The following is a 26562-nucleotide window of genomic DNA, read 5'->3' as shown; positions in this document are numbered from 1 at the left end:
CAGCCCGACCTCGGTCGTGGTGTCCGGGGCCGAGTCCGCGGTTGAGCGGGTCGTGCGACGGCTGACTGAGCTCGGTTGTCGGACGAAGCGGCTCGTGGTGAGTCACGCGTTTCATTCACCGTTGATGGAGCCGATGCTGGACGACTTCCGGGCGGTGGTGGCCGGGTTGACGTTCCAGCCTCCGCGTATTGCGACCGTGAACGAGGCGATAGCAGATCCGCAGTATTGGGTGCGGCACGTGCGCGACACGGTTCGATTCGCCGACACGATTGCCCAGATACATGATCGCGGTGCGACCTGGTTTGTCGAGTTGGGTCCGGACGCGGCCCTGACCGGATCGGTGCGGGAATGCCTGGACGGCCGCGACATCACGGCGGTGCCCAGCCTGCGGCATGACCACGACGAGGTCGAGTCGGTGTTGACGGGGCTCGGCGCGCTGTTCGCCGCCGGAGTGGCCGTCAACTGGCCGGAGCTGTCTGCCGGAACCGGCGCCCGACGCACCGAACTTCCTACCTACGCCTTCCAACGCCGGCACTACTGGCTGGACACGTCCTCCCTCCCGGAGACCGATCTCGCCGCCGTCGGCCTGACGCCGGTCGATCACCCCTTCCTGCGCGCTGAGATGCCGGTGGACGATGCCGGCGCGCTCGTACTGACTGGCCGACTGTCCGTGGACCAGCAACCATGGCTGGCCGACCACGTGGTGTTGGGCACTGCGATCCTGCCCGGAACCGGATTTCTGGCCTTGGCCTTGCACGCCGCGCGGCGAACCGGCGCCGACCTGGTGGAAGAGCTCGTCGTGCACGCCCCTCTGGTCGTGCCGGAGCACAGCGACACCCAGCTCCGGCTGGTGATCGATGCGCCGGACGACACCGGTCGCCGTGCGCTGCGCGTGCTGTCCCGAGTGGGAAACACCGCCGGGGATGGCACCTGGATCCGGCACGCTGAAGGCGCCGTTGCCCCATCTGTCGGGCTCTCGCCGGTCGGATCGGCGTCAGAAACCGGCTGGAACGGCGAGGCCGGTCCCGACGCGCGGCCGATCGCGATCACCACCGCATACGCGGAGCTCACCCGCCGGGGGTATGACTACGGACCGGCGTTCCGAGGACTGCGAGCTATCCGACACGGCGACGGCGAGGTGTTCGCCGATATCGTGCTGGGCGTGGCGCCAGGTACGGCGGCGGGACACGGCCGCCCAGCGTTCGACCTGCATCCCATCCTCCTGGACGCTGCCATCCAGGCCGCGCTGGTGGGCCTGTTCGAGACCGCGGACGAGACATTGGTGCCGTTCGCGTGGAGTGGTGTCACGGTGCACACCGTGGCACCGCCGGCCTTGCGGGCCCGCGTCTCGAGAACCGGTGCCGATTCGGTGGCCATGATGCTCACCGACCGCGAAGGCAACCTGGTCGCGTCGATCGACTCGCTGGTGTTGAGGCCTGCGTCCGACGCTCCACACACTCCGTCGACAGATCACAGCGAGGCGGCGCTGTTCCAGTTGTCGTGGCTGCCGAAGGAGGTCGGCGCCCACCCCGGCACCGGTCACTGGGCCATGTTGGGGGAAGACCCGCACAACCTCGGTGCTGAGGTGGTCGGCGAAGGCTCACCGCTCGACCGGTACGCGGATCTCTCCGCGCTGCGGGTCGCGGTGGCGGCGGGGGCCCCGACGCCGTCCGCGGTGATCACCGTGCTCCCCCCGACCGGCGTTACGGACTCCGGCGGCGTGCACCGCGTGCTGCGACTGGTACAGGACTGGCTGACCGATGAGACGGTGGCCGACGCTCTACTGGTCGTCGTCACCACCGGTGTCGTCGACACAGGGGGCAACGGGCGCGTTGATCTCGACAACGCGCCGGTCTGGGGTCTACTGCGTGCCGCGCAGTCCGAGCACCCCGGCCGCATCGTGCTCGTTGACATAGCGCCGGGCGGTGAGGGGGCCCGACGGCTCGCCGCCGCGGTAGCCACGAAGGAGCCGCAGCTTGCTCTGTCCGTCGAGGGCGTTCGTGTCCCGCGCCTCACTCGCCTGCACGTGGATTCCGGCTCACACCACGCCGCCGAGAAGTCGATACCTGAGCGCGGAACCGTGCTGCTGACCGGGGCGTTCGGCCGACTCGGTCGGATACTCGCGCGGCACCTGGCCACCGAGCATGGAGTGACGAGCATGCTGCTGGTGAGCAGGAGCGGCCCCGTCACGCCCGAGGCGCGCGCCTTGGTGGCCGAGCTGACCGCGCTCGGTCTGGAAGTGCGAGCCGAAGCTTGCGATGTCGCTGACCGCGCCGAGCTCGCCGCGTTGCTTCGCGGGCTGCCTGCCGATCGGCCCCTCACGGCTGTGGTCCACACGGCCGGCGTGCTCGACGATGGCGTGTTCACTGAGCTGAGTCCGCAACGCCTTGACGCGGTCATGGGACCCAAGGCGGTGGCTGCCAAGAACCTCCACGAGCTCACCGTCGACATGCCGCTGTCGGCGTTCGTACTGTATTCCTCCGTTTCGGGCCTGATCGGCGCAGCGGGCCAGGCCAACTACGCTGCCGCCAACACCTACCTCGACGCGCTCGCCCACCATCGCGCCCAGCACGGACTCCCGGCGACGTCGCTGGCCTGGGGACTGTGGGATCAGCGGGGCGGCATGGCGGCGGGGCTGCGCGCGGGCGACCTCAGCCGGATGGCCGGCTCCGGGGTGGCGCCGTTGTCCGAAGCCGAGGGGCTCTCACTCTTCGACGCCGCCATTCGGCGGAGCGAGCCACTGCTCGTGCCGCTGCGGCTGGACATGGCCTCCGCCGCGGAGCGCGGGTACGTGCACCCGCTGCTCCGCGAACTCATCGCGCCGCGGCGAGCCGGCCTGGCGGCCGTACCGGGTCGCCCGGACGGGCCGCGCCTCACTGGCGAGGACGTGACGGCCCAGCCCGCGCGACTGCTGGATTTGGTGCGCGCGGAGGCGGGGCGAGTACTCGGCTACCACGGGCAGGCCTCGGTCGGTATCGACCGCACCTTCAAGGAACTCGGACTCGACTCGCTCACCGCCGTCGAGCTGCGCAACCGGCTCAACGCCATCACTGGATTGCGTTTGGCCACCACGGCCGTGTTCGATTACCCGACCCCACAGGCCCTCGCCGACCACTTGTCCGGCGAACTCACCACAACCGGTGAGGCGCCGGACACGACCAGCGCGCCGGCGAGCGATGCCGATGATCCTGTGGTGATTGTGGGGATGGCATGCCGTTATCCGGGTGGGGTGGGTTCTCCGGAGGATCTGTGGGCGTTGGTTGTCGAGGGTGGGGAGGGGATCACTGGCTTTCCGGAGTCGCGTGGTTGGGATGTGGCGGGTTTGTATCACGCGGATCCGGACCATCCGGGGACGACGTATGCCCGTGGTGGCGGGTTCTTGCATGACGCGGGTGAGTTCGACGCCGGGTTCTTCGGGATCTCGCCCCGTGAGGCGACGGCGATGGATCCGCAGCAGCGGTTGTTGTTGGAGGTTGCCTGGGAGGCTTTCGAGCGCGCGGGCATCGATGCGGACTCACTGCGCGGCACCCGGACCGGGGTGTTCTCCGGTGTCATGTACCACGACTACGCGCCGGCGCTGGACCTGATTCCGGACCAGCTCAGCGGGGCGGTTCTGACCGGTAGCGCGGGCAGCGTGCTCTCGGGGCGGGTGGCGTACCAGTTCGGCCTGGAGGGGCCTGCCGTCTCGGTCGACACCGCATGCTCGTCGTCACTGGTGGCACTCCACCTGGCCGCACAAGCTCTGCGGGCGGGCGAGTGTTCGCTGGCTCTGGCCGGCGGAGTGACGGTGATGTCCACCCCGATGACGTTCGTCGACCTGGGTCACCAGCGAGCCTTGTCCCCGGATGGCCGGTGCCGCGCGTTCGGCGCGGGCGCGGACGGCACCGGCTGGGCCGAGGGTGTCGGCCTCGTGGTGCTCGAGCGACTGTCGGACGCGCGCCGAGGCGGCCACGAGGTACTCGCGGTACTCAAGGGCTCCTCGGTGAACTCCGACGGCGCGTCGAACGGGCTGACCGCGCCGAACGGGCCTTCCCAACAGCGAGTGATTCGCCAGGCGCTGGTGAACGCCGCGCTGACGGCGGCTGACGTCGATGCGGTGGAGGGGCACGGCACCGGTACCCGGCTGGGGGACCCGATCGAGGCGCAAGCGTTGTTGGCCACCTACGGGCGAGCGCACACGGCCGAATCGCCGCTGTGGCTGGGGTCGTTGAAGTCGAACGTCGGGCACACCCAGGCCGCCGCCGGGGTCGGTGGCGTCATCAAGATGGTCATGGCGCTGCGTCACGGCGTCCTGCCCAAGACGTTGCACGCCGAGCAGCCCTCGCCATTGATCGACTGGTCGCAGGGAGCCGTCGTTCTGCTCGACCGCAACCAGGACTGGCCGAGTACCGGTCGGCCCCGCCGGGCCGGTGTTTCGTCCTTCGGTATCAGTGGCACGAACGCGCACGTCATCCTCGAGCAGGCGCCGGAGCAGCCGGCGGCCCGGCAGTCGGACGCCGTGACGCGGCTCGGAGTCTCCGCCTTCCCGGTGTCAGGCCGGGGATCGGCGGCATTGGCCGGCCAGGCAACCCGGCTGCGGGCCGCGCTGGCCGACTCACCGGACACCGACGTGGCCAGGTTCGGCGCGGCACTGGCCAACGGCGCGGCCCCGCATTCGCACCGAGCGGTGATCATCGCCGAGAATCGCGATGAGCTACTGGCCGGCCTCGACGCGATCGCGGCCGGCCAACCGGAGAACTCGGCCCTGGTGGTGGCGGGAGCCGGTGAAGCCGACCACGACGGCCCGGTCTTCGTATTCCCCGGGCAGGGCGGTCAGTGGCTCGGCATGGGCATCGAGCTGTGGAAGATCAGTCCAACGTTCGCGGAGCTGATGGAGACCTGCGACGAGGCGTTGGCGCCATACGTCGACTGGGATGGTTTCTCGCTGCGGGACGTGCTCGCCGGGGCGCCGGGTGCGCCGAGCCTCGACCGGGACGACGTCGTCCAGCCGGCGCTGTTCGCGGTCGGGGTCTCGCTGTCACGGCTGTGGACATCACTCGGCGTTCGGCCCTCGGCTGTCGTCGGGCATTCCCAGGGTGAGTTCGCCGCCGCCGTGGCGGCGGAGGCGTTGTCGCTGGCGGAGGGCGCGCGCGTCGTGTCCCTGCGGTCCCGGGTGCTGCGGCGTCTGGCCACTCACGGCGGCATGGGCTGGGTGAACCGATCGGCCGACGAGGTGCGCGAACGCCTGGCCGGTCATCCTCAGCTCGGCGTCGCCGCGGTGAACGGACCGATGTCCACGGTTGTCTCCGGGGCCACCGCCGAGCTGGACCGATTCCTTGCGGTCTGGGAGTCCGAAGGAGCCCGGGTCCGGCGGGTGGCGATCGACTACGCGTCGCATTCGGCGACTGTAGAGAGCATTCGGGCCGAGCTGGCCGACACGCTGGGTGTGGTCGAGTGCTCCGACGGTGCCGTTCCGTTCTACTCGACGGTGACCGGCTCGTTGCTGCGCGGCCGGGAGTTGGACGCCGACTACTGGTACCGGAATTTGCGCGAGATGGTGCGTTTCGAGGACGTGGTCGATCAGCTGCTCAGCAGCGGGCACCGATCGTTCCATGAAGTGGGCGCGCACCCGGTACTCGTCAATTCGATACAGGAGCTCGCCGAGGCCAAGGGGACGTCGGTCACGACGGTCGGCTCGCTGCGTCGCGGCCACGGTGGCGCGCGGGAATTCCTGCGCAACACGGCTGAGGCATTCGTGGGTGGCGTCGACGTGCGGTGGTCCGGCCTGTTCCCCTCGGGTCAGCGGCCCGTGCGGCTGCCCACCTACGCCTTCCAGCACACCCACTACTGGATCGAGACGCTGCCCCACCGCTCGACCCGGGGCACCGACGTCGACACCCGGTTCTGGAACCTGGTCGACGAGGGCGACCTCGAAGGATTGACCACGGCGCTGGACATCTCCGACGACGCCGGCCGTTCCTCGCTGGGCACCGTGCTTCCGGCCCTGTCCTCGTGGCGGGAGCGCAGCCGGCAGCAGGAGACGCTGGCCGGCTGGCAATACCGCGTCACCTGGCGCCGCACCGAGGGATCGGAGCGACCGCTCACCGGCCGATGGTTGGTCGTGGTGCCGGCCGACATCGCCGAGCCGACGTGGCTCGAGCAGGCCATCGCGGCGCTGACGGCCCGAGGGGCCCAGGTCAGCCGGGTCACGGTCCCCGTAGACGCGGATGTCGAGGCGCTCTGCCACGAGCTGGTCACGGCGTTGGACGGCCAACGGGCCGGAAGCGTGGTGTCGTTGCTGCCCTTGGACACAGCGGGGGACACCGACGCCGTATCCGTGTCGGTCGGCCTGCGCGGCACGCTCGCGTTGGTGCGGGCGGTGAGCACGCTGGGCCTGTCGACCCCGATCTGGTGCGTGACCCAGGATGCGGTCGCTGTCCGGCCGGGAGACTCCGTCACCCAGCCACGGCAGGCCGCGCTGTGGGGGTTCGCCCGGCACGCGGGGTTGGAGCAACCCGTGCCGTGGGGTGGCGTCGTCGACCTACCACGCGAGGTCGGCCAAGCGGACCTCGCGGCGCTGGCCGGGGCGCTCGGAGATGGCGAGAGTGAGCTGGCGGTGCGGGGCGGCACGGTGTTCTGCCGCCGGCTGACCCGGGTCACCGCACCCGCGCATCGGACGCCTCAGCCGCTCGAGCGCAGCGCTCTGGTCACCGGCGGCACCGGCGCACTCGGGGCGGAGGTGGCGCGCTGGCTCGTGGCGCGCGGCGCGCGGCACCTGGTGTTGGCCAGCCGTCGTGGCCCGGCCGCACCTGGCGCGGCCGAGCTGGCCGCCGAGCTGGCCGAACAGGGTGTCTCGGTGTCGGTAGTCGCCTGCGACGTGGCCGAGCGGGCGCAGCTCGCCGAGCTGCTGGACACCTGGCCGGCGGAGCATCCGCTGACCACGGTCGTGCACACCGCGGGTGTGCTCGATGACGGCATCATCGACCGGCTCACCCCGGAACGCTTCGAGCGAGTGTTCCGCCCGAAGGTGGCCGCTGCCTGGCACCTGCACGAGCTGACGAGAGACCACGACCTCGTCGACTTCGTCCTGTTCTCGTCGTTCGTCGGCACGGTCGGCCCGGCCGGCCAGGCCAACTACGCCGCCGCGAACAGCTCGTTGGACGCACTGGCCGCGCACCGCAGGGCTCTCGGTCTGACCGGGACGTCCATCGCCTGGGGACTCTGGCAAGGCCCGGGGCTCGCCGACCGCGACGGAGTGGAGCGACAGCTGGCGGCCCGCGGCCTGCGCGCGATGGACCCCCGCGGCGCCATTCAGGCCATGGACCAGGTGATCGACCGCGATGAGACGGCCGTGGTCGTGGCGGATGTCGAGTGGTCCTCGTTCGCCACCGAGCTCGTCGGCACCCGCTCGGTGTCGCTGCTTGCAGAGCTGCTCCCGGCGAGTGGAGCCGAGCCCGGAGGGCCCGCGGAAGGAGCGGACGCCACCGGTGTGCGTGAGCGGCTCGCCGGGCTGCCCGCCACCGAGCGGGCGTATACGATCACCGAGCTTGTTCGGACCACGGTGGCGGCCGTGCTCGGACACACCGACATCAGCTCGGTCGAGTCAGGGCGCAGTTTCCAGGAGATCGGTTTCGACTCGCTCACCGCATTGCGACTTCGAAACCGGCTCGGCGCGGCGACCGGCCTGCAGCTACCCGCCACGCTGGTCTTCGATTACCCGACGCCCGCCTCGGTAGCCGAGCTGGTGGGCTCCGAGCTGTTCGGCGAGGACACCGGGACCCACGAGGGCGAGACCGGTGAGGGCGTCGACGACGCCGGATTGAAGCAGATCATCGACCGCATTCCGCTCGCCTCGTTGAGGCAGGCCGGGCTCGTGGGCGCTCTGCTCCGGTTGGCTGAGACCGCTCCCGGGGTCGAGCCGGTCGACAGTGTCGAGTCCACGACCGCGATCGACTCGATGGACATGGCTGATCTCATTCGCGCCGCGTACGGCCGAACCGATGCGAGCGACCAGTCGGAGGGACCGACCTCATGACCACCACGTCCATGAACGAGCTCGTCGACGCACTGCGCAACGCACTCAAGGAGAACGAGCGAATCCGACACCGGCTCGGCGAGGTCGAGGCGCGGAACCGGGAGCCGATCGCCATCGTCGGCATGGCCTGCCGCTACCCGGGCGACGCCGACAGTCCCGAAGCCCTGTGGCAGCTCGTGGCCGACGGTACCGACGCGGTGTCCGGCCTCCCGGCCGACCGCGACTGGAACCTGGGCGAGCTCTACGACCCCGACCCCGCAAAGGTGGGCCGGACATACTCCCGGGGCGGCGGTTTCCTGCGGTCGCCGTACCTGTTCGACCATGATTTCTTCGCCATTCCCCCGCGCGAAGCGACCGTGATGGACCCGCATCAACGGCTGCTCCTGGAGACCTCGTGGGAGGCTCTGGAACGAGCGGGGATCAGCGCCGACGCGGTACGGGGAAGCCAGACCGGCGTGTACGTCGGCGTCAGCTACCAGGACTACATCTCGCTGCGCACCGTGCCGTCGGCCTACGAGGGCTACGTGCTCACCGGCAACATCGCCAGCGTCGTCTCCGGACGGCTGTCCTATGCGTTCGGTCTGCAAGGGCCCGCGGTCACCGTGGACACGGCGTGCTCCTCCTCGCTGGTCGCGTTGCACCTGGCTACCCAGGCGCTGCGCTCGCGGGAGTGCTCGCTCGCCCTGGTCGGCGGGGCGACGATCATGTCGGGTCCGGCTTCGCTGATCGAGTTCGCCCGGCAGCGCGGGATTGCCCCGGACGGCCGGTGCAAGGCCTTCGGCGACGAGGCCGACGGCATGGGCTGGGGGGAAGGCGTCGGCGTGCTCGTGGTCGAGCGGCTGTCCGACGCCCAGCGCCACGGCCACCAGGTGCTGGCCCTCGTGACCGGATCCGCCCTCAACCAGGACGGCGCCTCCAACGGCCTCACCGCGCCGAACGGCGCGGCCCAGCGCCAGGTGATCCAGGCCGCGCTGGCCAACGCCGGTGTGTCCTCGACCGACATCGACGCGGTCGAGGCGCACGGCACCGGCACCAGGTTGGGCGACCCGATCGAGGCCCGAGCCCTGCTGGCCACCTATGGCCGGGAGCGGACGGCGGACACGCCGTTGTGGATCGGATCGCTGAAGTCGAACATCGGACACCCGCAGGCGGCGGCCGGCGTCGGCGGCGTGATCAAGATGGTTATGGCCATGCGCCACGGGGAGTTGCCCAGGACGCTGCACGCCCAGCGGCCGACATCCCACGTGGATTGGTCGGCGGGGACGGTCCGGCTCCTCACCGACCCGCGGCGGTGGCCCGACCGGGGCCGTCCCCGGCGCGCCGCGGTGTCGTCGTTCGGGATCAGCGGCACCAACGCCCACGTCGTCCTGGAGCAGGCCCCCGATGACCCGGTCGCGGCCACCTCCGTGCCGATGCGGCGGGCCAGCACCGGTCCGTGGCCGTTCGTGGTGACAGGTCGGGGCGCCGCCGGGCTGCGCGGCCAGGGCGAGGAGCTGCGCTCCTTCGTCGAGCGTCACCCGGAGCTGGAGCCGGCCGACATCGGACGAAGCCTGGTCACTTCCCGCGCCGTGCTGGCCGACCGTGCGGTGGTGGTCGCCGAGGACAGGGCGGCCCTGCTGGCCGGTCTGTCCGCACTGGCCGCCGGCACGGACAGTGCCGCGGTGCACGTCGGTCGGGCGGTGGAAGGCCGCCTGGCGATCGTCTTCACCGGTCAGGGCGGTCAGCGCGCCGGAATGGGGCGAGAGCTGGCGGCGCGGTACCCGGTGTTCGACGCGGCGCTGGACGAGGTCTGCGGAGTGATCGACGAGCTGCTGGGCCGGTCGCTGCGTGAGCTGATGTGGGAGGGTGGCCCGCCGCTGGATCGCACCGAATTCGCCCAGCCGGCGCTGTTCGCCTTCGAGGTTGCCCTGTTCCGGCTCGTCCAGTCGTGGGGCATCCGGCCCGACTTCGTCGCCGGTCACTCGATCGGCGAGATCAGCGCCGCGCACGTGGCCGGCGTGCTGTCCCTCGCCGACGCCGGTCGCATGGTCGTGGCGCGCGGCCGGTTGATGCAGGCGCTACCGGAGGGCGGCGCCATGGTCGCGGTCAACGCCGCCCCGGATGTGGCGGCCCCGCTGGTCGCGGCCACGGATGGGGTGTCCGTGGCCGCAGTGAACAGCCCCCACTCGGTCGTGGTGTCCGGGGCGGAGGAACCGGTGGCCGAGGTCGTGGCCCGGCTGGCCGCCGCCGGCTACCGGACCCGTCGGCTCACGACCAGCCACGCGTTCCACTCGGAACTGATGGACCCGATGCTCGAGGACTTCCGGGCCGTCGTCGCCGGACTCCCCTTCGGCGCGCCCGACATCCCGGTGGTGTCCACCCTGACCGGTGCCCTGGCCGATGCGGCCACGCTCGGCGAGCCCGAGTACTGGGTTCGGCAGGCACGCGAGCAGGTGCGCTTCGCCGACGGTGTGGCCACCCTGCACGAGCGAGGGGTCACCCAGTTCCTGGAGCTGGGACCGGACGCGGTGCTCTCGGCCATGATCCCGGAATGCCTGCCCGCTGATCGGCGGGTGACGGCGGTGGCAGCCTCCCGCCGTGACCGACCCGAGGTGGTCGCCCTGCTCGCCGCGGCCGGTCGCATCTTCACCGGCGGCGGCGAGGTGAGCTGGGCGGCGCTGTTCCCCGACGGGAGCCGGCGGGTCGACCTGCCGACCTACGCCTTCCAACGGCATCGGCACTGGCTGCCGCGCGACGGCTCCGTCGCCCCGGCTCCCTCGGACCCGCCGCCAGCCGCCGCGCCCGAGCCGAACACCGGCGCTCGGGCCACCGACGTGTTGGCCGTCGTGGACCAGCGTCGGGTCATGAGTGATCTGGTGCGGACCTCGATCGCCTTGGTGTTGGGCCACGACTCGCCGGCCACGGTCGACGTCGAGCGCACTTTCCAGGACCTGGGCTTCAGCTCGCTCGCGGCGGTGGAGCTGCGGGACCGGCTGAACGCGGCGCTCGATCTCCGGCTGCCCGGCACCCTGGCCTTCGACTACCCCACGCCCGCCGCCCTGGCGTCGTACCTGGTCGGACTGGTGACCAACACGGCCGATGAGGAACCCGGCGCGACCGTCCCCCTCGCCACGTCCGCCGCCGACCCGATCGTCGTGGTCGGCATGGCCTGCCGCTACCCCGGTGGCGTCGGCTCGCCGGAGCAGCTCTGGGAGCTGGTGGACGGCGGGCGCGACGCGGTGTCGGGGCTGCCGACCGACCGAGGCTGGGACCTCGACACCCTGCTGCACCCGGATTCGACGCGGCAGGGCGCCACCCACGTGCGTGGCGGTGGTTACCTCGACGATGTGGCGTGGTTCGACGCAGGGTTCTTCGGTATCTCGCCGCGTGAGGCGGCCTCGATGGACCCGCAGCAGCGGCTGTTGCTGGAACTGACCTGGGAGGCGCTGGAGCGGGCCGGGATCGACCCGAAGTCGTTGCGGGGCAGCCAGACCGGTGTGTTCGCCGGCACCAGTGACCAGGACTATGCGGACTTGCTCCTCGGCAGCGCCGAGCTGGCCGACGGCTACCTGCTCACCGGGACCTCCGCCTCGGTGCTCGCCGGGCGGGTCTCCTACCAGTTCGGCCTGGAGGGGCCCGCGCTGACGGTCGACACGGCTTGCTCGTCATCGCTGGTGGCGATGCACCTGGCCGCGCAGGCGCTGCGGTCCGGAGAGTGCGCGCTGGCACTGGCCGGCGGGGCCACCGTCATGGCCACCCCGATCGACCTGCAGGAGTTCGACAAGCAAGGGCTGTCCGCCGACGGCCGTTGCAAGGCGTTCGGCGCGGGCGCCGACGGGACCGGTTTCGCCGAGGGCGCCGGCCTGTTGGTGCTGGAGCGGCTCTCCGATGCCCGCCGACACGGCCACTCCGTGCTGGCCGTGCTCCGTGGCACGGCGATCAACCAGGACGGCGCCTCCAACGGCCTTACCGCGCCCAACGGCCCTTCCCAACAGCGGGTCGTGCGACAGGCACTGGCCAACGCCGGCGTGCGCCCCGACGAGGTGGACGCCGTGGACGGGCACGGCACCGGCACGGTGCTCGGCGACCCGATCGAGATCAAGGCGCTGCAGGCCGTGTACGGCCGGGACCGACGGGAGAGCGACCCGCTCTGGTTGGGCTCGCTCAAGTCCAACATCGGCCATACCCAGGCAGCGGCCGGGGTCGGCAGCGTCATCAAGATGATTATGGCGATCCGGCACGGTCTGCTGCCCAAGACCCTGCATGTGGACCGACCCTCGGAGCACGTCGACTGGGAGAGCGGAACGGTCCGGCTGCTCGGCGACGCCCGGCCGTGGCCGACGACCGGGCGTCCCCGGCGGGCGGCGGTGTCGTCGTTCGGGGCGAGCGGGACCAACGCGCACGTCATCGTGGAGCAGGCTCCGGCCCCGGAACCCGCGGATGAACCGGCGGACCGGTCCCACGCGCCGCGGATGCTGCCGCTGCCGCTCAGCGGCCGCGGCGAAGCCGCGCTGCGCGGTCAGGCGGAGCGGTTGCGCGAGCACCTCCTGGCGCTCGGGGCCACCGGCCCGGCGGAGCTGGCCGACGTGGCGTTCTCCCTGGCCAGCACCCGCTCCTCGCTGGATCACCGGGCCGTGGTGCTCGGCGCCGACGTCGCCGAACTACTGTCCGGGCTGGATGACCTGATGGCCGGCACCACCCCGGTAACCGCACCCATGAGCTCCGGCGGCGCCGATCCGGTGTTCGTGTTCCCGGGGCAGGGCGGGCAGTACGTGGGGATGGCCCTGCGGCTGTGGGACTCCTCGCCGGTCTTCGCCGCATCCATGGCGGAGTGCGAGGCGGCGCTGGCGCCGTACGTGGATTGGCACGGCCACACCCTGCGCGATCTTCTGGCCGGCGCGGACGGCGTGGCCGTCCCGGATCACGCCGAGCAGGTCCAGTCGATGCTGTTCGCGGTCATGGTCTCGCTCGCCCGGTTGTGGATCTCCCGTGGGGTGGTGCCCGCCGCGGTGATCGCGCACTCGGTGGGGGAGGTCGCGGCCGCGCACATCGCCGGCATCCTCACCCTCGCCGACGCGGCCCGGGTCCTGGCCGCGCGGGCGCGCGTGTCCGGCCGGGTGAGCGGGTACGCCACGCTCTGGCTCGGGTTGCCGGTCGAGCAGGTCCGCGACCAGGTCGGACGGCTGACCGACGTACACATCAGCGCGATCAACGGGCCGCGATCGGTCGTGCTGACCGGCCCGGCCGACCGAGTGGCCGCGTTGCGGGCCGAGTACGAGGCCGCCGGTGTCCGCGCGCGTCCCATCCCGATGGACTACCCGACGCACTCCCCGCACATGGCGGTGGTCGAGGACGAGCTCCTCGCGCTGCTGACCGACATCCGCCCGGCCACCGCCTCGGTGCCGTACTACTCCACGACGCTCGCCCGCCGGGTGGAGGGCACCGAGCTCGACGGCCGGTACTGGTTGACCAACCTCGTACAGCCGGTGCGGTTCCACGACACCGCCGCCGTGCTGCTGGCTGACGAGTATCGCGTGCTGCTGGAGGTGGCCCCGCACCCGCTGCTGGCTCCCTCGATCCAGGAGACCGCCGAGGAGCGCGGCGTCGAGGTGACCGTATTGGCGACCCTCCGCCGCGGCGAGAGCGACCCGGACATGTTCCTGCGATCGGTGGCTGCCGCGTGGCAGGCCGGGCTCACCGTGGACTGGTACGAGGCCTTCGCCGGCACCGGGGCGCGGCAGGTCGAACTGCCGACCTACGCCTTCCAACGGCAGCGCTACTGGCCAACGGCGGCGGCGTCCGCGCCGGGCGACCTGGCCGCTAGCGGCCTCGAACGGGTCGATCACCCCCTGCTCGGTGCCAAGGTGGCTCTGGCGGGGGACGCCGGCTTCCTGTTCACCAGCCGGATCACGCTGCACGCTCACCCGTGGCTTGTCGACCACGCGCTCTTCGATCGGCCGCTGCTGCCCGGTACGGCGTTCCTCGAGCTGGCGATCCGCGCGGCCGACGAGGCGGGCCTCGGCCGGCTGGAGGAGCTGACCATCGAGGCGCCGCTGATGCTGTCGAGCCGGCACAGCGTGCAAATCCAGGTGGTCGTCGGCGCTCCCGACGGCGACGGCCGCCGCACTCTGGAGATCTACTCCCGGTCGGCGGACCCCGGAGAGGCTGTGGAGGCCGCGTGGACGCGGCACGCACGGGCGAGCGCGGTGCCCGTCGACGATCTGGAGCCGGCGCCGTGGCCGACGGACCTGACCTGGCCGCCGACCGGGGCGACTGAACTGGACGTCGCCGGATCGTACGAGCGGCTCGGCGCGCTCGGTTACGCCTACGGCCCCGCCTTCACCGGGCTGCGCCGGGCTTGGCGGATGGGTGATCAGGTCGTCGCCGAGGCGGAGCTGCCCGAGGGGCTCGCGGCCGACGCGGTGCGTTTCGGCCTGCACCCGGCCCTGCTGGACACCGGCCAGCACAGCCTCGCCGTGGACCAGCTCGACTCGCGGCGGGACGACCCGGCCGACCCCGGCGTGCGGGCGCCCTTCCTGTGGTCCGGGGTGCGGCTGTTCGCCTCGGGTGCCGCGGCACTGCGGCTCGTGTTCTCCCCGACCGGGCCGTCCTCGTGGTCGGTGGACGGGTTCGACACCACCGGTCGGCCGGTGCTGAGGGTGGACTCACTGGTCGCCCGCGAGGTGTCCGCCGAGCGGCTGCGCGACGTCGACACCGCGCACGGCGACGCGCTGTTCGAGCTGGGCTGGGTGGAGTGCGGACCGGCCGAGGCCGGTTCGGGGGCGAGCGCCGAAGGACCGATCGGCTGGGTGACGCCGTCCGACCACGCGCGGACCGCGCGGACTGTGCAGCCGGAGGAGACTGTGCAGTCGGAGGAGACTGTGCACACGGCCGACGCGCGGTCGGGCCCCGACCTGGCCGCGCTCGGCCGCACGGTGGACGGTGGCGCGCCGCTGCCCGAGGTGGTGGTGCTGCCCGTTCCCGACCGCCCGACCAGCGAGTCGATGGTGGAATCGGTGCACACCGCGGTGAACAGCACGTTGCGGACGCTGCAGGACTGGCTCGCCGATGCCCGGTGGGAGCGGTCGCGGCTGGTCGTGGTGACCGGCGGCGGGCTCGTGGGTGCGGCGGTGGGTGGTCTGGTGCGCTCCGCGCAGTCGGAGAACCCGGATCGGGTGGTTCTCGTCGACCAGGCGTTCGCCGATTCGGAGTCGGTCGGGGCGCCGTCCGTGGAGGCGCTCGTCCGGGCCGCGATCGAGTCGGGTGAGCCGGAGGTGTCGGTTCGGGACGGACGGCTGTGGTCACCCCGGCTGACCAAAGCCGCCGCCGAGGAGCTCCCGGATCCCGCCGGGCCCGCGCGCAACGAGCAGTCGTCGGTGTGGGGCACGGGAACCGTGCTGCTGACGGGGGCGTCCGGAGTGTTGGCCGGGTTGGTGGCCGAGCACCTCGTGGCCGAGTGCGGGGTGCGACGGCTGCTGCTGGTGTCGCGGCGGGGTTCTGCCGCTCCCGGTGCCGGTGAGCTGGTCGAGCGGCTGACCGGGGCGGGTGCCTCGGTGCGGATGGTCGCGTGTGACCTGGCCGTTCGCGACGAGGTGATGGACCTCGTCGGCTCGGTGCCGCCGGAGTTCCCGCTGAGCGCCGTGGTGCACTGCGCGGGGGTGCTCGACGACGCGACCGTGGGTTCACTGACCCCCGACCGGGTGGATGCGGTGCTGCGGCCCAAGGTGGACGGTGCCTGGCATCTGCACGAGGCCACCCAGGACGCCGAGCTGTCGGCGTTCGTGCTGTTCTCCTCGGCCGCCTCGGCGTTCGGCGCCGCCGGCCAGGCGAACTACGCGGCGGCCAACGCGTTCTCCGACGAGCTGGCCGATCATCGGCGGGGGCTGGGCCTGCCGGCGGTGTCGATCGCCTGGGGGTGGTGGGCCGAGGCCAGTGGGATGGGCAGCCACCTCGGAACCCAGGACCGGGCCCGGATGGCCCGCACCGGTATCCGCCCGTTGGACAACGACTTCGGTCTCACCCTGTTCGACGCGGCCGTCCGCCGACAGGGCCGCATCATCGCCGCCCCGTTCGACCTCGCCGGTCTGTCCGCCGGGGCCACGGTCCCGGGACTGCTGCGCGGGCTGGTGCGCCGTCCGGCGCGGCGGGTCGTCGAACCCCACCTGGCCGGTGGGGCCGGATCCCGCGAGGGCCTGGCCGCACTGCGGCCGGCCGAGCGCGACCAGGTCGTCGCCGAGCTGGTGCACACCCATGTCGCGGCCGTGCTCGGGCACTCCCCGGGCACCGCCATCGACGACCGGCAGCCCTTCACCGCACTGGGTTTCGACTCACTGACCGCGGTGGAGCTGCGCAACCGGCTCGCCGCGGTGACCGGGCTGCGGTTGCCGGCCACGCTGATCTTCGATTACCCCTCCCCGGACGCCCTGATCGAGTTCGTGCGGAGTGAGCTCGGCGGCGAGGCGGCCGCCCCGGCCCGGCCGGCCATCAGCCCGACCGCGGCCCGGACCGCAGAAGACCCGATCGCGATCGTGGGCATGGGCTGCCGCTTCCCGGGTGGGGTGAGTTCGCCCGACGAGCTCTGGGACGTGGTTGCACGGGGGCGGGATGTGATCGGCGCCTTCCCCACCGACCGAGGCTGGAACCTGGCCGAGCTCTACCACCCGGACCCCGAGCACTTCGGGACCACCTACACCCGCGAGGGTGGCTTCCTGCACGACGCCGACCAGTTCGACCCCGAGTTCTTCGGCATCTCGCCGCGCGAGGCGATCACGATCGACCCGCAGCAGCGGCTGTTGCTGGAAACGGCCTGGGAGTCCCTGGAGAACGCGGGCATCGATCCCACCTCGCTGCGGGGCGGCCCGACCGGCGTGTTCGTCGGGCTGATGTACCACGACTACAACTCGCGGCTGCACACCAAGCCCGAGGAATTCGAGGGCTACCTGGGCAACGGCAGCGCCGGCAGCATCGCGTCGGGGCGGGTGGCCTACGAGTTCGGCTTCGAGGGCCCCGCGGTGACGGTGGACACGGCGTGCTCGTCATCGCTGGTCTGCCTGCATCTCGCGGCGCAGGCGCTGCGGTCGGGCGAGTGCTCGCTCGCGCTGGCCGGCGGTGTGGCGGTGATGGCGTCGCCCGAGCTGTACGTCGAGTACAGCCGGCTGCGCGCGAACGCCCCGGATGGTCGGTGCCGGGCGTACGGCGCGGACGCGGACGGCACCGGCTGGTCGGAAGGCGCGGGCCTGGTGGTGCTGGAGCGGCTGTCCGACGCGCGGCGCAACGGACACCAGGTGCTGGCGCTGGTGGCCGGCTCGGCGCTGAACCAGGACGGCGCGTCGAACGGGCTGACCGCCCCCAACGGTCCATCCCAGCAGCGCGTGATCCGCCAGGCCCTGGCCAACGCCGGGTTGTCCGCCTCCGACGTGGACGTAGTCGAGGGACACGGCACGGGGACCCGACTGGGCGATCCGATCGAGGCCCAGGCGTTGTTGGCCACCTACGGCAGCGAGCACACCCAGGACGCGCCGCTGTGGTTGGGGTCGATCAAATCGAACATCGGCCACACCCAGGCGGCGGCAGGCATCGCCGGCACGATCAAGATGGTCCTGGCGATGCGGCACGGGATCATGCCCGAGACCCTGTACGTGGAGACCCCGTCGCCGCGGGTGGACTGGTCGTCGGGCGCGGTCGCGCTGCTCGACCGGGCTCGGGAATGGCCGGATCGTGGCCGGCCCCGCCGGGTGGGGGTGTCCTCCTTCGGCGTCAGCGGGACCAACGCGCACATCATCCTGGAACAGCCCCCGGCCGAGCCCACCGCCCCGACCTCCGACAACGCCCCGCCCCCCGCGGCGACCCTGCCGGCATGGCCGCTCGTGCTGTCGGCCCGCGGGCCGGCGGCCCTGCGGGGTCAGGCCGATCGGCTGGGCTCCCACCTGCGCGACCGGCCCGATGTGGCGCTGGCGGATGTGGCCCACTCCCTGGTGGCCGACCGGGCCGGCCACGATCACCGGGTGGTCCTCCTCGCCCGCGACCGTGAGCAGGCCCTGGAGCGGTTGGCGGCGTTCGCGCACGGGGGCGAGGGAGCCGGGGCCGTCGCCGGTGTGGCCCGGCGGGGCTCACTGGCGATGGTGTTCACCGGTCAGGGCGCGCAACACCCCGGCATGGGCTCGCAGCTGCACCGGCAGTTCGCGGTCTTCGCGGCCGCGTTCGACCAGGCGTGCGAGCAGCTGGATCCCGCCGTCCGGGAGGCCGTCCTCGGCGACGGGGAGAACCGACTCGACGCCACGGAGATCGCCCAGCCCGCGCTGTTCGCGGTCGAGGTCGCGCTGTTCCGGCTGTTCGAGTCCTGGGGTGTCCGGCCGGACTTCCTCACCGGTCATTCGGTGGGCGAGATCGCGGCCGCGCACGTCGCCGGCGTGCTGTCACTGCCGGATGCGTGCCGACTGGTGTCCGAGCGGGGCCGGCTGATGGCGCGGCTCGAGCCGGGCGGTGTGATGGTCTCGGTGACCGCCGGCGAGCAGGTGGTCGCCCCGCTGGTCGCCGAGTACGCCGAATCGGTGTCGATCGCGGCGGTCAACACCCCCGGTTCGGTGGTGCTCTCCGGGCTTGAGTCGGCCGTCACCCAGATCGTGCGGCGCCTGACCGAGGACGGGCACCGTACGAAACAGCTCGTCGTCAGCCATGCGTTCCATTCACCGCTGATGGACCCGATGCTCGACGAATTCCGCGCCCTGGTCCGTGGCCTGGCGTTCCAGCCGCCCCGCATTCCGATGGTGGGCGGCGACGAGGTGACGGACCCGGAGTACTGGGTGCGGCACGTGCGGGACACGGTGCGGTTCGCCGACAGGGTGTCCGAACTGCGCGGCGCCGGCGTCACCCGGTTCCTCGAGATCGGTCCCGACGCGCCCTTGACCGGCGCGATCCGCCAGTGTCTCGACGAGCCGGACATCATCGCCGTCCCCAGCCTGCGTCGGGACCGCGACGAAGCCGACACGGCGCTCACCGGACTCGGCACGCTGTTCGCCGCCGGAGTGGAGGTCGACTGGCCGGCCCTGTTCGACGGCACCGGAGCTCGACACACCTCACTTCCCACGTACGCGTTCCAGCACCAGCGGTACTGGCTCGACGCCCCCGAGCCGCCGGCCGATCTCACCGCGGTCGGCCTCGATCCGCTCGACCATCCACTGCTGTTGGCCGGTGTGGAGGTGGCCGGCGGGGAAGCCATGCTGCTGACCGGCCGGCTGGCGCCGCGGACCCAGCCGTGGCTGCGGGAGCACGTGCTGTTCGAGCAGGCCCTGCTGCCCGGCACCGCCTTCGTGGACATGGCGCTGCGGGCCGCCGAGCAGGTCGGCTGCGGCCTGCTGGACGAGCTGACGATCGAGTCTCCCCTGCTGATCGCCGCGGCGGGCGCGGTCGCGCTGCAAATCCTGGTGGAAGCCCCCGACGAGGGGGGCCGCCGGAAGATGACGATCTCCGCCCGCCCGGACGGCGACGCCGACGACACCCCCTGGACACGGCACGCCACCGGAACGGTGTCCGCCGCGGAGAGCGTGCCGAACTCCGATCCGCTCACCGAATGGCCGCCACGGGGAGCCGAGGTCGTCGACGTCGCCGACGCGTACGACCTGTTCGCCGGGGCGGGCCACGACTACGGGCCGACGTTCCAGGGGCTGGTGGCCTGCTGGCGGCGCGATGCGGAGCTCTACACCGAGGTGGAGTTGCCGAGCGGCGGGACCGACGTCGAGCGCTTCGGCGTGCACCCGGCGTTGCTGGACGCCGGTCTGCACGGCGGCGTGCTGCGGGCCCTCACCTCCGAAACTCCCCAGGGTCTGGTGCCGTTCTCCTGGGCGGGAGCGCGGCTGTTCGCCTCGGGCGCGACCGCGCTGCGCGTCCGGGTCCGACCGGTGGCCACCGACACGGTCGCCCTGGACGCCTTCGACGACACTGGCGCCCCGGTCTTCAGCGTGGCGGCGCTGTCCTCACGCTCGGTCTCCGCTGACCGGCTCCGCGCCGCCGCCGCTTCCCGCGACGACTCGCTGTTCGAGATCAGTTGGGTCGAGTGTGGCCGGGTCGACGACACCGCGCCCTGCTCCGAGGCCCCGCCCCGCTCCGAGGCCACCGTGCTGGACGGCCCGCTGACCCTCGCCGAGCTGGTCTCCGGGCGGGACGAGGGAGCCGAGGTTCCGCCCCTCGTGGCGGTGTCGGTACCTGGGGAGGGGCTCGCCGTCCCCGCCGACGTCCACGCGGCGGTGAACGGCGTGCTGCGCTCGGTGCAGATGTGGCTGGCCGATCCCGGCTGGGAGTCCTCCCGGCTGGCGGTCATCACGACCGACAGCCTGACCGGCGCGGCGGTGCGGGGCCTGCTGCGCTCGGCACAGTCGGAGAACCCCGACCGCATCGTCCTCGTCGAGGGTGGCGCCGACACGATCACCACCGCAGCGCTGCACGCGGCCGTGGAGTCGGGTGAGCCGGAGGTCTCGGTGCGCGACGGCGTGCTCTGGGCCCCGCGGCTGGCCCGTCTGGGAACCACCGACACCGCGCACGCCACCTCGTGGTCGGCCGGAACCGTACTGATCACCGGTGCCTCGGGGGTGCTCGCCGGGCACGTGGCTCGATATCTCGTCACCGAGCACCACGCGCGACACCTGGTGCTGACCTCCCGGCAGGGCCTCGACTCGCCCCGGACCGTCCGGCTCGCCGCCGAACTGGCCGAACTCGGCGCCGCGGTACGCGTCCTCGCCTGCGATGTCGCTGACCGCGAGCAGGCCGCGGCCATGGTGCGTTCGGTGGAGCCCGAGTTCCCGCTCACTGCGGTGGTGCACTGCGCCGGAGTGCTGGACGACGGCGTGTTCGACGCCCTGACCAGCGACCGGGTCGACGCGGTACTGGCGCCCAAGGTCGACGGTGCGTGGCATCTGCACGAACTGACCCGGGAGCTGGACCTCTCCGCGTTCGTGCTGTTCTCCTCCTCCGCCGCGCCCTTCGGTGCACCGGGCCAGGCCAACTACGCCGCCGCCAACGCCTTCCTCGACGCGCTGGCCGTCGAGCGACACCGCCACGGCCTCCCCGCGGTCTCGATCAGCTGGGGCTGGTGGGGCGAGGACAGCGGTATGACCGAAAACCTCAGCGAGACCGACATGGCTCGCATGGGGCGGGGCGGGATGTTGCCGATGGCGACCGCCAAGGGCCTTGAACTGCTGGCCGCGGCGGCCGACCTGGCTCGCCCGAATGTGATGGCCGCTCGCCTCGATCTGGCCGCTGTGCGGTCGGCCGGCACGGTGCCCGCTCTGCTGCGCGGCCTGGTGCGGCGTCCGGCCCGGCGCGCGGCACGATCGTCGGTCGCGGGACTGGAGGCGGCGCGACTGGCCGGTTCCTCCGTCGCCGACCAGGTCAAGGCCATCGGCGAACTGGTGCGCGCGCAGGTCGCCGCCGTGCTCGGCTACCCGAGCGGCGCCTCGGTCGACATGACCCGCGCCTTCCACGAGGTCGGGTTCGACTCGCTCACCGCGGTCGAACTGCGCAACCGGCTCAACACGGCCACCGGGCTGCGGCTGCCGGCCACGCTGGTGTTCGACTACCCCACCCCTGAGACGCTGGCCGCGTCTCTCCGGTCCGCGCTGGTGGGCGACGAGGTCGACACCGTCGAGGCCACTCCGGCTGGGCGCGTCACCGCGATCGGCGACGACCCGATCGTGATCGTCGGCATGGCCTGTCGGTACCCGGGCGGGGTGGATTCGCCGGACGAACTGTGGCGGCTGGTGGTCGAGGGCCGCGACGCGATCACCGGCTTCCCGGTCGACCGCGGCTGGGATGTGGCCCACCTCTACGACCCGGATCCCGAACACCTCGGCACGACGTACGCCCAGGGCGGCGGGTTCCTTGACCACCTGGCCGAGTTCGACTCCGATTTCTTCGGCATCTCGCCGCGCGAGGCCATCGCCATCGACCCACAACAGCGGTTGCTGCTGGAGACGGCCTGGGAATCGTTCGAGAACGCCGGCATCGTCCCCTCCGCCCTGCGCGGCGGCCCGATCGGGGTGTTCGTGGGTGCGAACGGGAGCGACTACCCAGCCCTGCTGGCCCAGGACTCCCATGACTTCGGCGGCCGGGTGCTGACCGGCAACGCGGCCAGCATCATCTCCGGGCGGCTGTCCTACGAGTTCGGATTCGAGGGGCCGTCCGTCTCCATCGACACGGCGTGTTCGTCCTCGCTCGTGGCCATGCACCTAGCGGCCCAGGCGCTGCGCTCGGGCGAGTGCTCGCTGGCGCTGGCCGGCGGTGTCGCCACGATGGCCACCCCCAGCATGTTCGTGGAGATGGCGCGGCAGCGGGGCTTGTCCCCGGACGGTCGGTGCCGGGCCTTCGGCGCCGGAGCGGACGGCACCGGTTGGGCTGAGGGCGTGGGCCTGCTCGTGCTGGAGCGACTCTCCGACGCCCGCCGCAACCACCATCACGTGCTGGCTGTCCTGGCCGGCTCGGCGGTCAACCAGGACGGCGCCTCGAACGGCCTCACCGCGCCCAGCGGCCCGTCGCAGCAACGGGTCATCCGCGGCGCGCTGGCCAATGCCGGCCTGTCGGCGAGCGAGGTCGACGTGGTGGAGGGACACGGCACCGGAACCCGACTCGGCGATCCGATCGAGGCGCAGGCCCTGTTGGCCACCTACGGACGCGAACGCGAGTCCGACACCCCCCTGTGGCTGGGTTCGATCAAATCGAACATCGGGCACTCGCAGGCCGCCGCCGGTGCCGCCGGCACCATCAAAATGATCATGGCGATGCAGCACGGTCTGTTGCCCCGGACCCTCCACGCCGAGACCCCGTCACCTGAGGTCGATTGGTCCTCCGGTGGGGTGGCATTGCTGGACCGGGCCCGCGACTGGCCCGAACAGGGCCATCCGCGCCGGGCGGGCGTTTCCGCGTTCAGCCTCAGCGGAACCAACGCACACATAATCCTGGAACAACCGCCCATCGACCTCCCCACGCCGCCGACGGCGCCGGCCCCGGACGAGGGCTCCGTGACCAGGCCGGTGCAGCCATGGGTGCTGACGGCCCGAGGGCCGGCAGCTCTGCGCGCCCAGGCGGCGCGCCTGCACGCCCACTTGACCGAACGGCCCGAACTGGCGTTGGCCGATGTCGCGCGATCGATGGTGACCGACCGCGCCATTCATGATCACAGGGCGGTGGTGCTCGCCGCCGACCGCGAGCAACTACGCGAGCGGCTTGCCGCGTTCGCCGACGACGCCCCCGCACCTGGCGCGGACGCCACCGGCGTGGCCGCCAGCGGTGGCCTGGCCGTCGTATTCACCGGTCAGGGGTCACAACGAGCTGGGATGGGCCGCGAACTCCACCGCCACTTCCCAGTCTTTGCCGCCGCGTTCGACGACGTGTGCGCGGCACTGGACCCTTCGCTCCGGGACATCATCTTCGATGAGGACGATGCCCGGCTGAACACCACGGAGTTCGCCCAACCCGCACTGTTCGCGATCGAAGTGGCCCTCTTCCGACTGTTCGAGTCCTGGGGCATCCGGCCCGACTTCGTCACCGGCCATTCCGTCGGCGAGATCACCGCCGCCCACGTGTCGGGCGTGCTGTCGCTGGCCGACGCCTGCGTGTTGGTGACCACGCGGGCCCGGCTCATGCAGGGGCTCGCACCGGGCGGGGCCATGATGTCCGTGAACGCTGGTGAGGACGTTGTGGCTGCACTGCTCGCGAAGGGCGCGGGGTCCGTCTCGATCGCCGCGGTCAATACCCCGGAGTCGGTGGTCATCTCCGGCACCGAGCTCGCCGTCAGCGATGTCGGACAACGCCTCGCCGACGCCGGATACCGCACGAAGCGGCTGGCCGTCAGCCACGCGTTCCACTCCCCACTCATGGACCCCATGCTCGGGGAGTTCCGGGACGCGCTCGACGGTCTGGAATTCTGGCCACCGCGGATACCGATGACCAGCAGCGACGTGGCCACCCCCGAGTACTGGGTCCAGCACGTCCGAGGCGCAGTGCGGTTCGCCGACACGGTCTCCGAACTCCGGGCCGGCGGGGTAACCCGCTTCCTGGAGCTGGGGCCGGACGCGACCCTGACCGGCCTGGTCCGCGAATGCGTGACCGGTGAGGGCGTCGTCGCCGTGCCCAGCCTCCGGCGAGGCCGTTCCGAGACCGAATCCGTGCTCGCCGGACTGAGCACCCTGTTCGCCGTCGGGGTCGAGGTCGACTGGCCGGCCCTGTTCCCCGCGGCCGGCGCGGGGCAGACCCCGCTGCCGACCTACGCGTTCCAACACAGGCGCTACTGGCCGGACACGCCGGAAACACCGGCCACGACAACAGTCGACCCGGACGCTGTGGACAGCCGGTTCTGGGGGTTGGTGGAACAGGGCGACGTCGACGCGCTGAGCGTCGAGCTGTCCACCGAGGAACGGGACGGCCTCGGCGCCGTGCTGCCCGCACTGGCTCGGTGGCGCCTCGACCGGCGTGAGAAGACGATGGTGGACAGCTGGCGGTACCGATTGAGCTGGCGGCCCGTGCCGACCCGCCCCGAGTCCACGCTCACCGGCACCTGGTTGCTGGTGGTGCCCGCCGGCCACCGCGACGATGTCTGGGTCGCGCCGATCGAAGCGGCGATGACCGCCGCCGGGGCCGAGGTCCGTGGCCTGGAGGTCGGCGAGCAACAGCTGGATCGGGCCGCGCTGGCGACCCGACTCGATGTGCCGCCGCTCGCCGGGGTGGTCTCGTTGCTGGCGGTGGAGCAGTCCCGCGTCCCGGGACACCCAGGCGTGCCGGTCGGTCTGGCCGCCACGGTGAGCCTGGTCCAGGCGTTGGAGGACCGCGAGATCGACGCGCCCCTGTGGTGTCTCACCCAGGGCGCGGTGAACGTCGTCCCCGGCGACGGCCTCGACCATCCCGACCAAGCCCTGCTATGGGGTCTCGGACGGACTCTCGCACTGGAACGCCCCGACCGCTGGGGTGGTCTGGTCGACCTGCCGGTCACCCCCGACGACGCCTCGGCGGCCGGGCTGATCCGCCTGCTGGGTGACGGCGGCACCGGGGAGCAAGCAGCGCTGCGGGACGGCGCCGTTCTGGGCGGCCGGCTGGTCCGCGCCGACCCGGATGAGCCGCCGCGTCGGAACTGGCGACCGTCGGGCAGCGTGTTGGTCACCGGCGGCCTCACCGGCCTGGGCGCCCGCACCGCGCGCTGGCTGGCCGAGCAGGGCGCGCCTCACCTCGTGCTCACTTCCCGCCGGGGCCGTGAAGCGCCGGGCGCCATCGAGCTCGAAGCCGATCTCACCGCCCTGGGGTCCGCGGTGACCATCGCCGCATGCGACGTCGCCGATCGGGGCGAGGTGAGGGCCTTGCTCGCCGATCTTCCCCACGACCTGCCGTTGACGGCCGTGTTCCACAGCGCGGGGGTGGCCAACGACGGCGTCATCACCGAGCTGACCCTCGACAGGCTGAACAACGTGCTACGGCCCAAGGTGGACGGAGCGTGGAACCTCCATGAGCTGACTCAGGACCTGGACCTCTCGGCCTTCGTGTTGTTCTCCTCGGCCGCCGGCCTCATCGGCTCGCCCGGCCAGTCGCACTACGCGGCGGGGAACGCCTTCCTCAACGCCCTGGCCTACCACCGGCGGGCGCGCGGTCTGCCGGCCACGACGATCGGCTGGGGCCTACTGGCCGGCGGAGGCATGGCCGACGACACCGGCGCGACCGACCGGGCGAGCCGTCGGGGCCTGCACCCGATGGATCCCGGTCAGTCGCTGGCCGGACTGCGGCGAGCACTGGACCACGACGAGACCTACATCGCCATGACGCACGTCGACTGGACCCGATTCATCAGGGCGACCGCAGGCACCGTCAAGTGCGCGGTGATCAGTGACCTGCCCGAGTATCGGGCGGCGTTCCCGGTGGCCGCCGCGGTGGATCGGCTCGCCGAGCCGAACGGCGGGTCCGGGTCCTGGGCGCGGCTGGGCGCTCTGGACGGGGACGAACGTGACGCCGTGCTGCTGGAGTTGGTGCGGGCGCAGGTGGCCGAGGCGCTCGGTCACAGCTCAACCGAGGCCCTGTCGCCGACCAAGGCGTTCGTTGAACTGGGTTTCGACTCCCTCGCTGCGGTCGAGCTGCGCAACCGGCTCGTCGCGGCGACTGGGCTGACGCTGCCGGCGACGCTCACCTATGACCACCCGACCTTGCCGGCGCTGCGTGACTACCTGCGGACGGCGATGTTCGGCGCGGACGCCGACCAGGCCGAGTCCGCGCTGGCCGAGCTCGACCGGCTGGAGGAGACGCTCTCGGCGGTGACGGCGGACAACCGCATCGACGAAGCGGCCAAGAACCAGGTGCTGCGGCGAGTCCAGAAGATGGCCGCCGCGCTCGCCGATCAAGGCGGCCATTCCGAGCAGAGCCGGCTCATCACGAACGCCGACGACAATGAACTGTTCGACTTCATCAATCGAGAATTCGACTTCACCAATCGAGAATTGGGCGGTCCCAGCCAGTGAACCGAGACCAGTGCGCTGAGGCTCAACATGACTTGCCAGATCAGTTGATTCCTTCGCTTCGACACCTGAGGACAAAGGACACCCCCC

The 26562-nt window shown here is 71.9% G+C and carries 2 protein-coding genes; both read left to right on the top strand.

What is annotated here, in order from left to right; genetic code table 11:
• Positions 1–8014, top strand: an 8014-nt coding sequence (locus J2Z30_RS52105; RefSeq protein ID WP_209468603.1) for a type I polyketide synthase, incomplete at its 5' end; no start/stop codon positions are given.
• The gene (locus tag J2Z30_RS08040) at positions 8011–26475 is read left to right on the top strand and encodes a type I polyketide synthase (protein ID WP_044580005.1); all 18465 of its coding nucleotides are present in this window, start codon (positions 8011–8013) and stop codon (positions 26473–26475) included. The genes J2Z30_RS52105 and J2Z30_RS08040, both read left to right, overlap by 4 nt.
• The last annotated feature ends 87 nt before the right edge of the window (positions 26476–26562 follow it).

Source organism: Streptomyces iranensis (genome assembly GCF_017874715.1).
Classification (GTDB): Bacteria; Actinomycetota; Actinomycetes; order Streptomycetales; family Streptomycetaceae; genus Streptomyces; species Streptomyces iranensis.
This window is presented reverse-complemented; position numbering and strand designations above follow the sequence as displayed.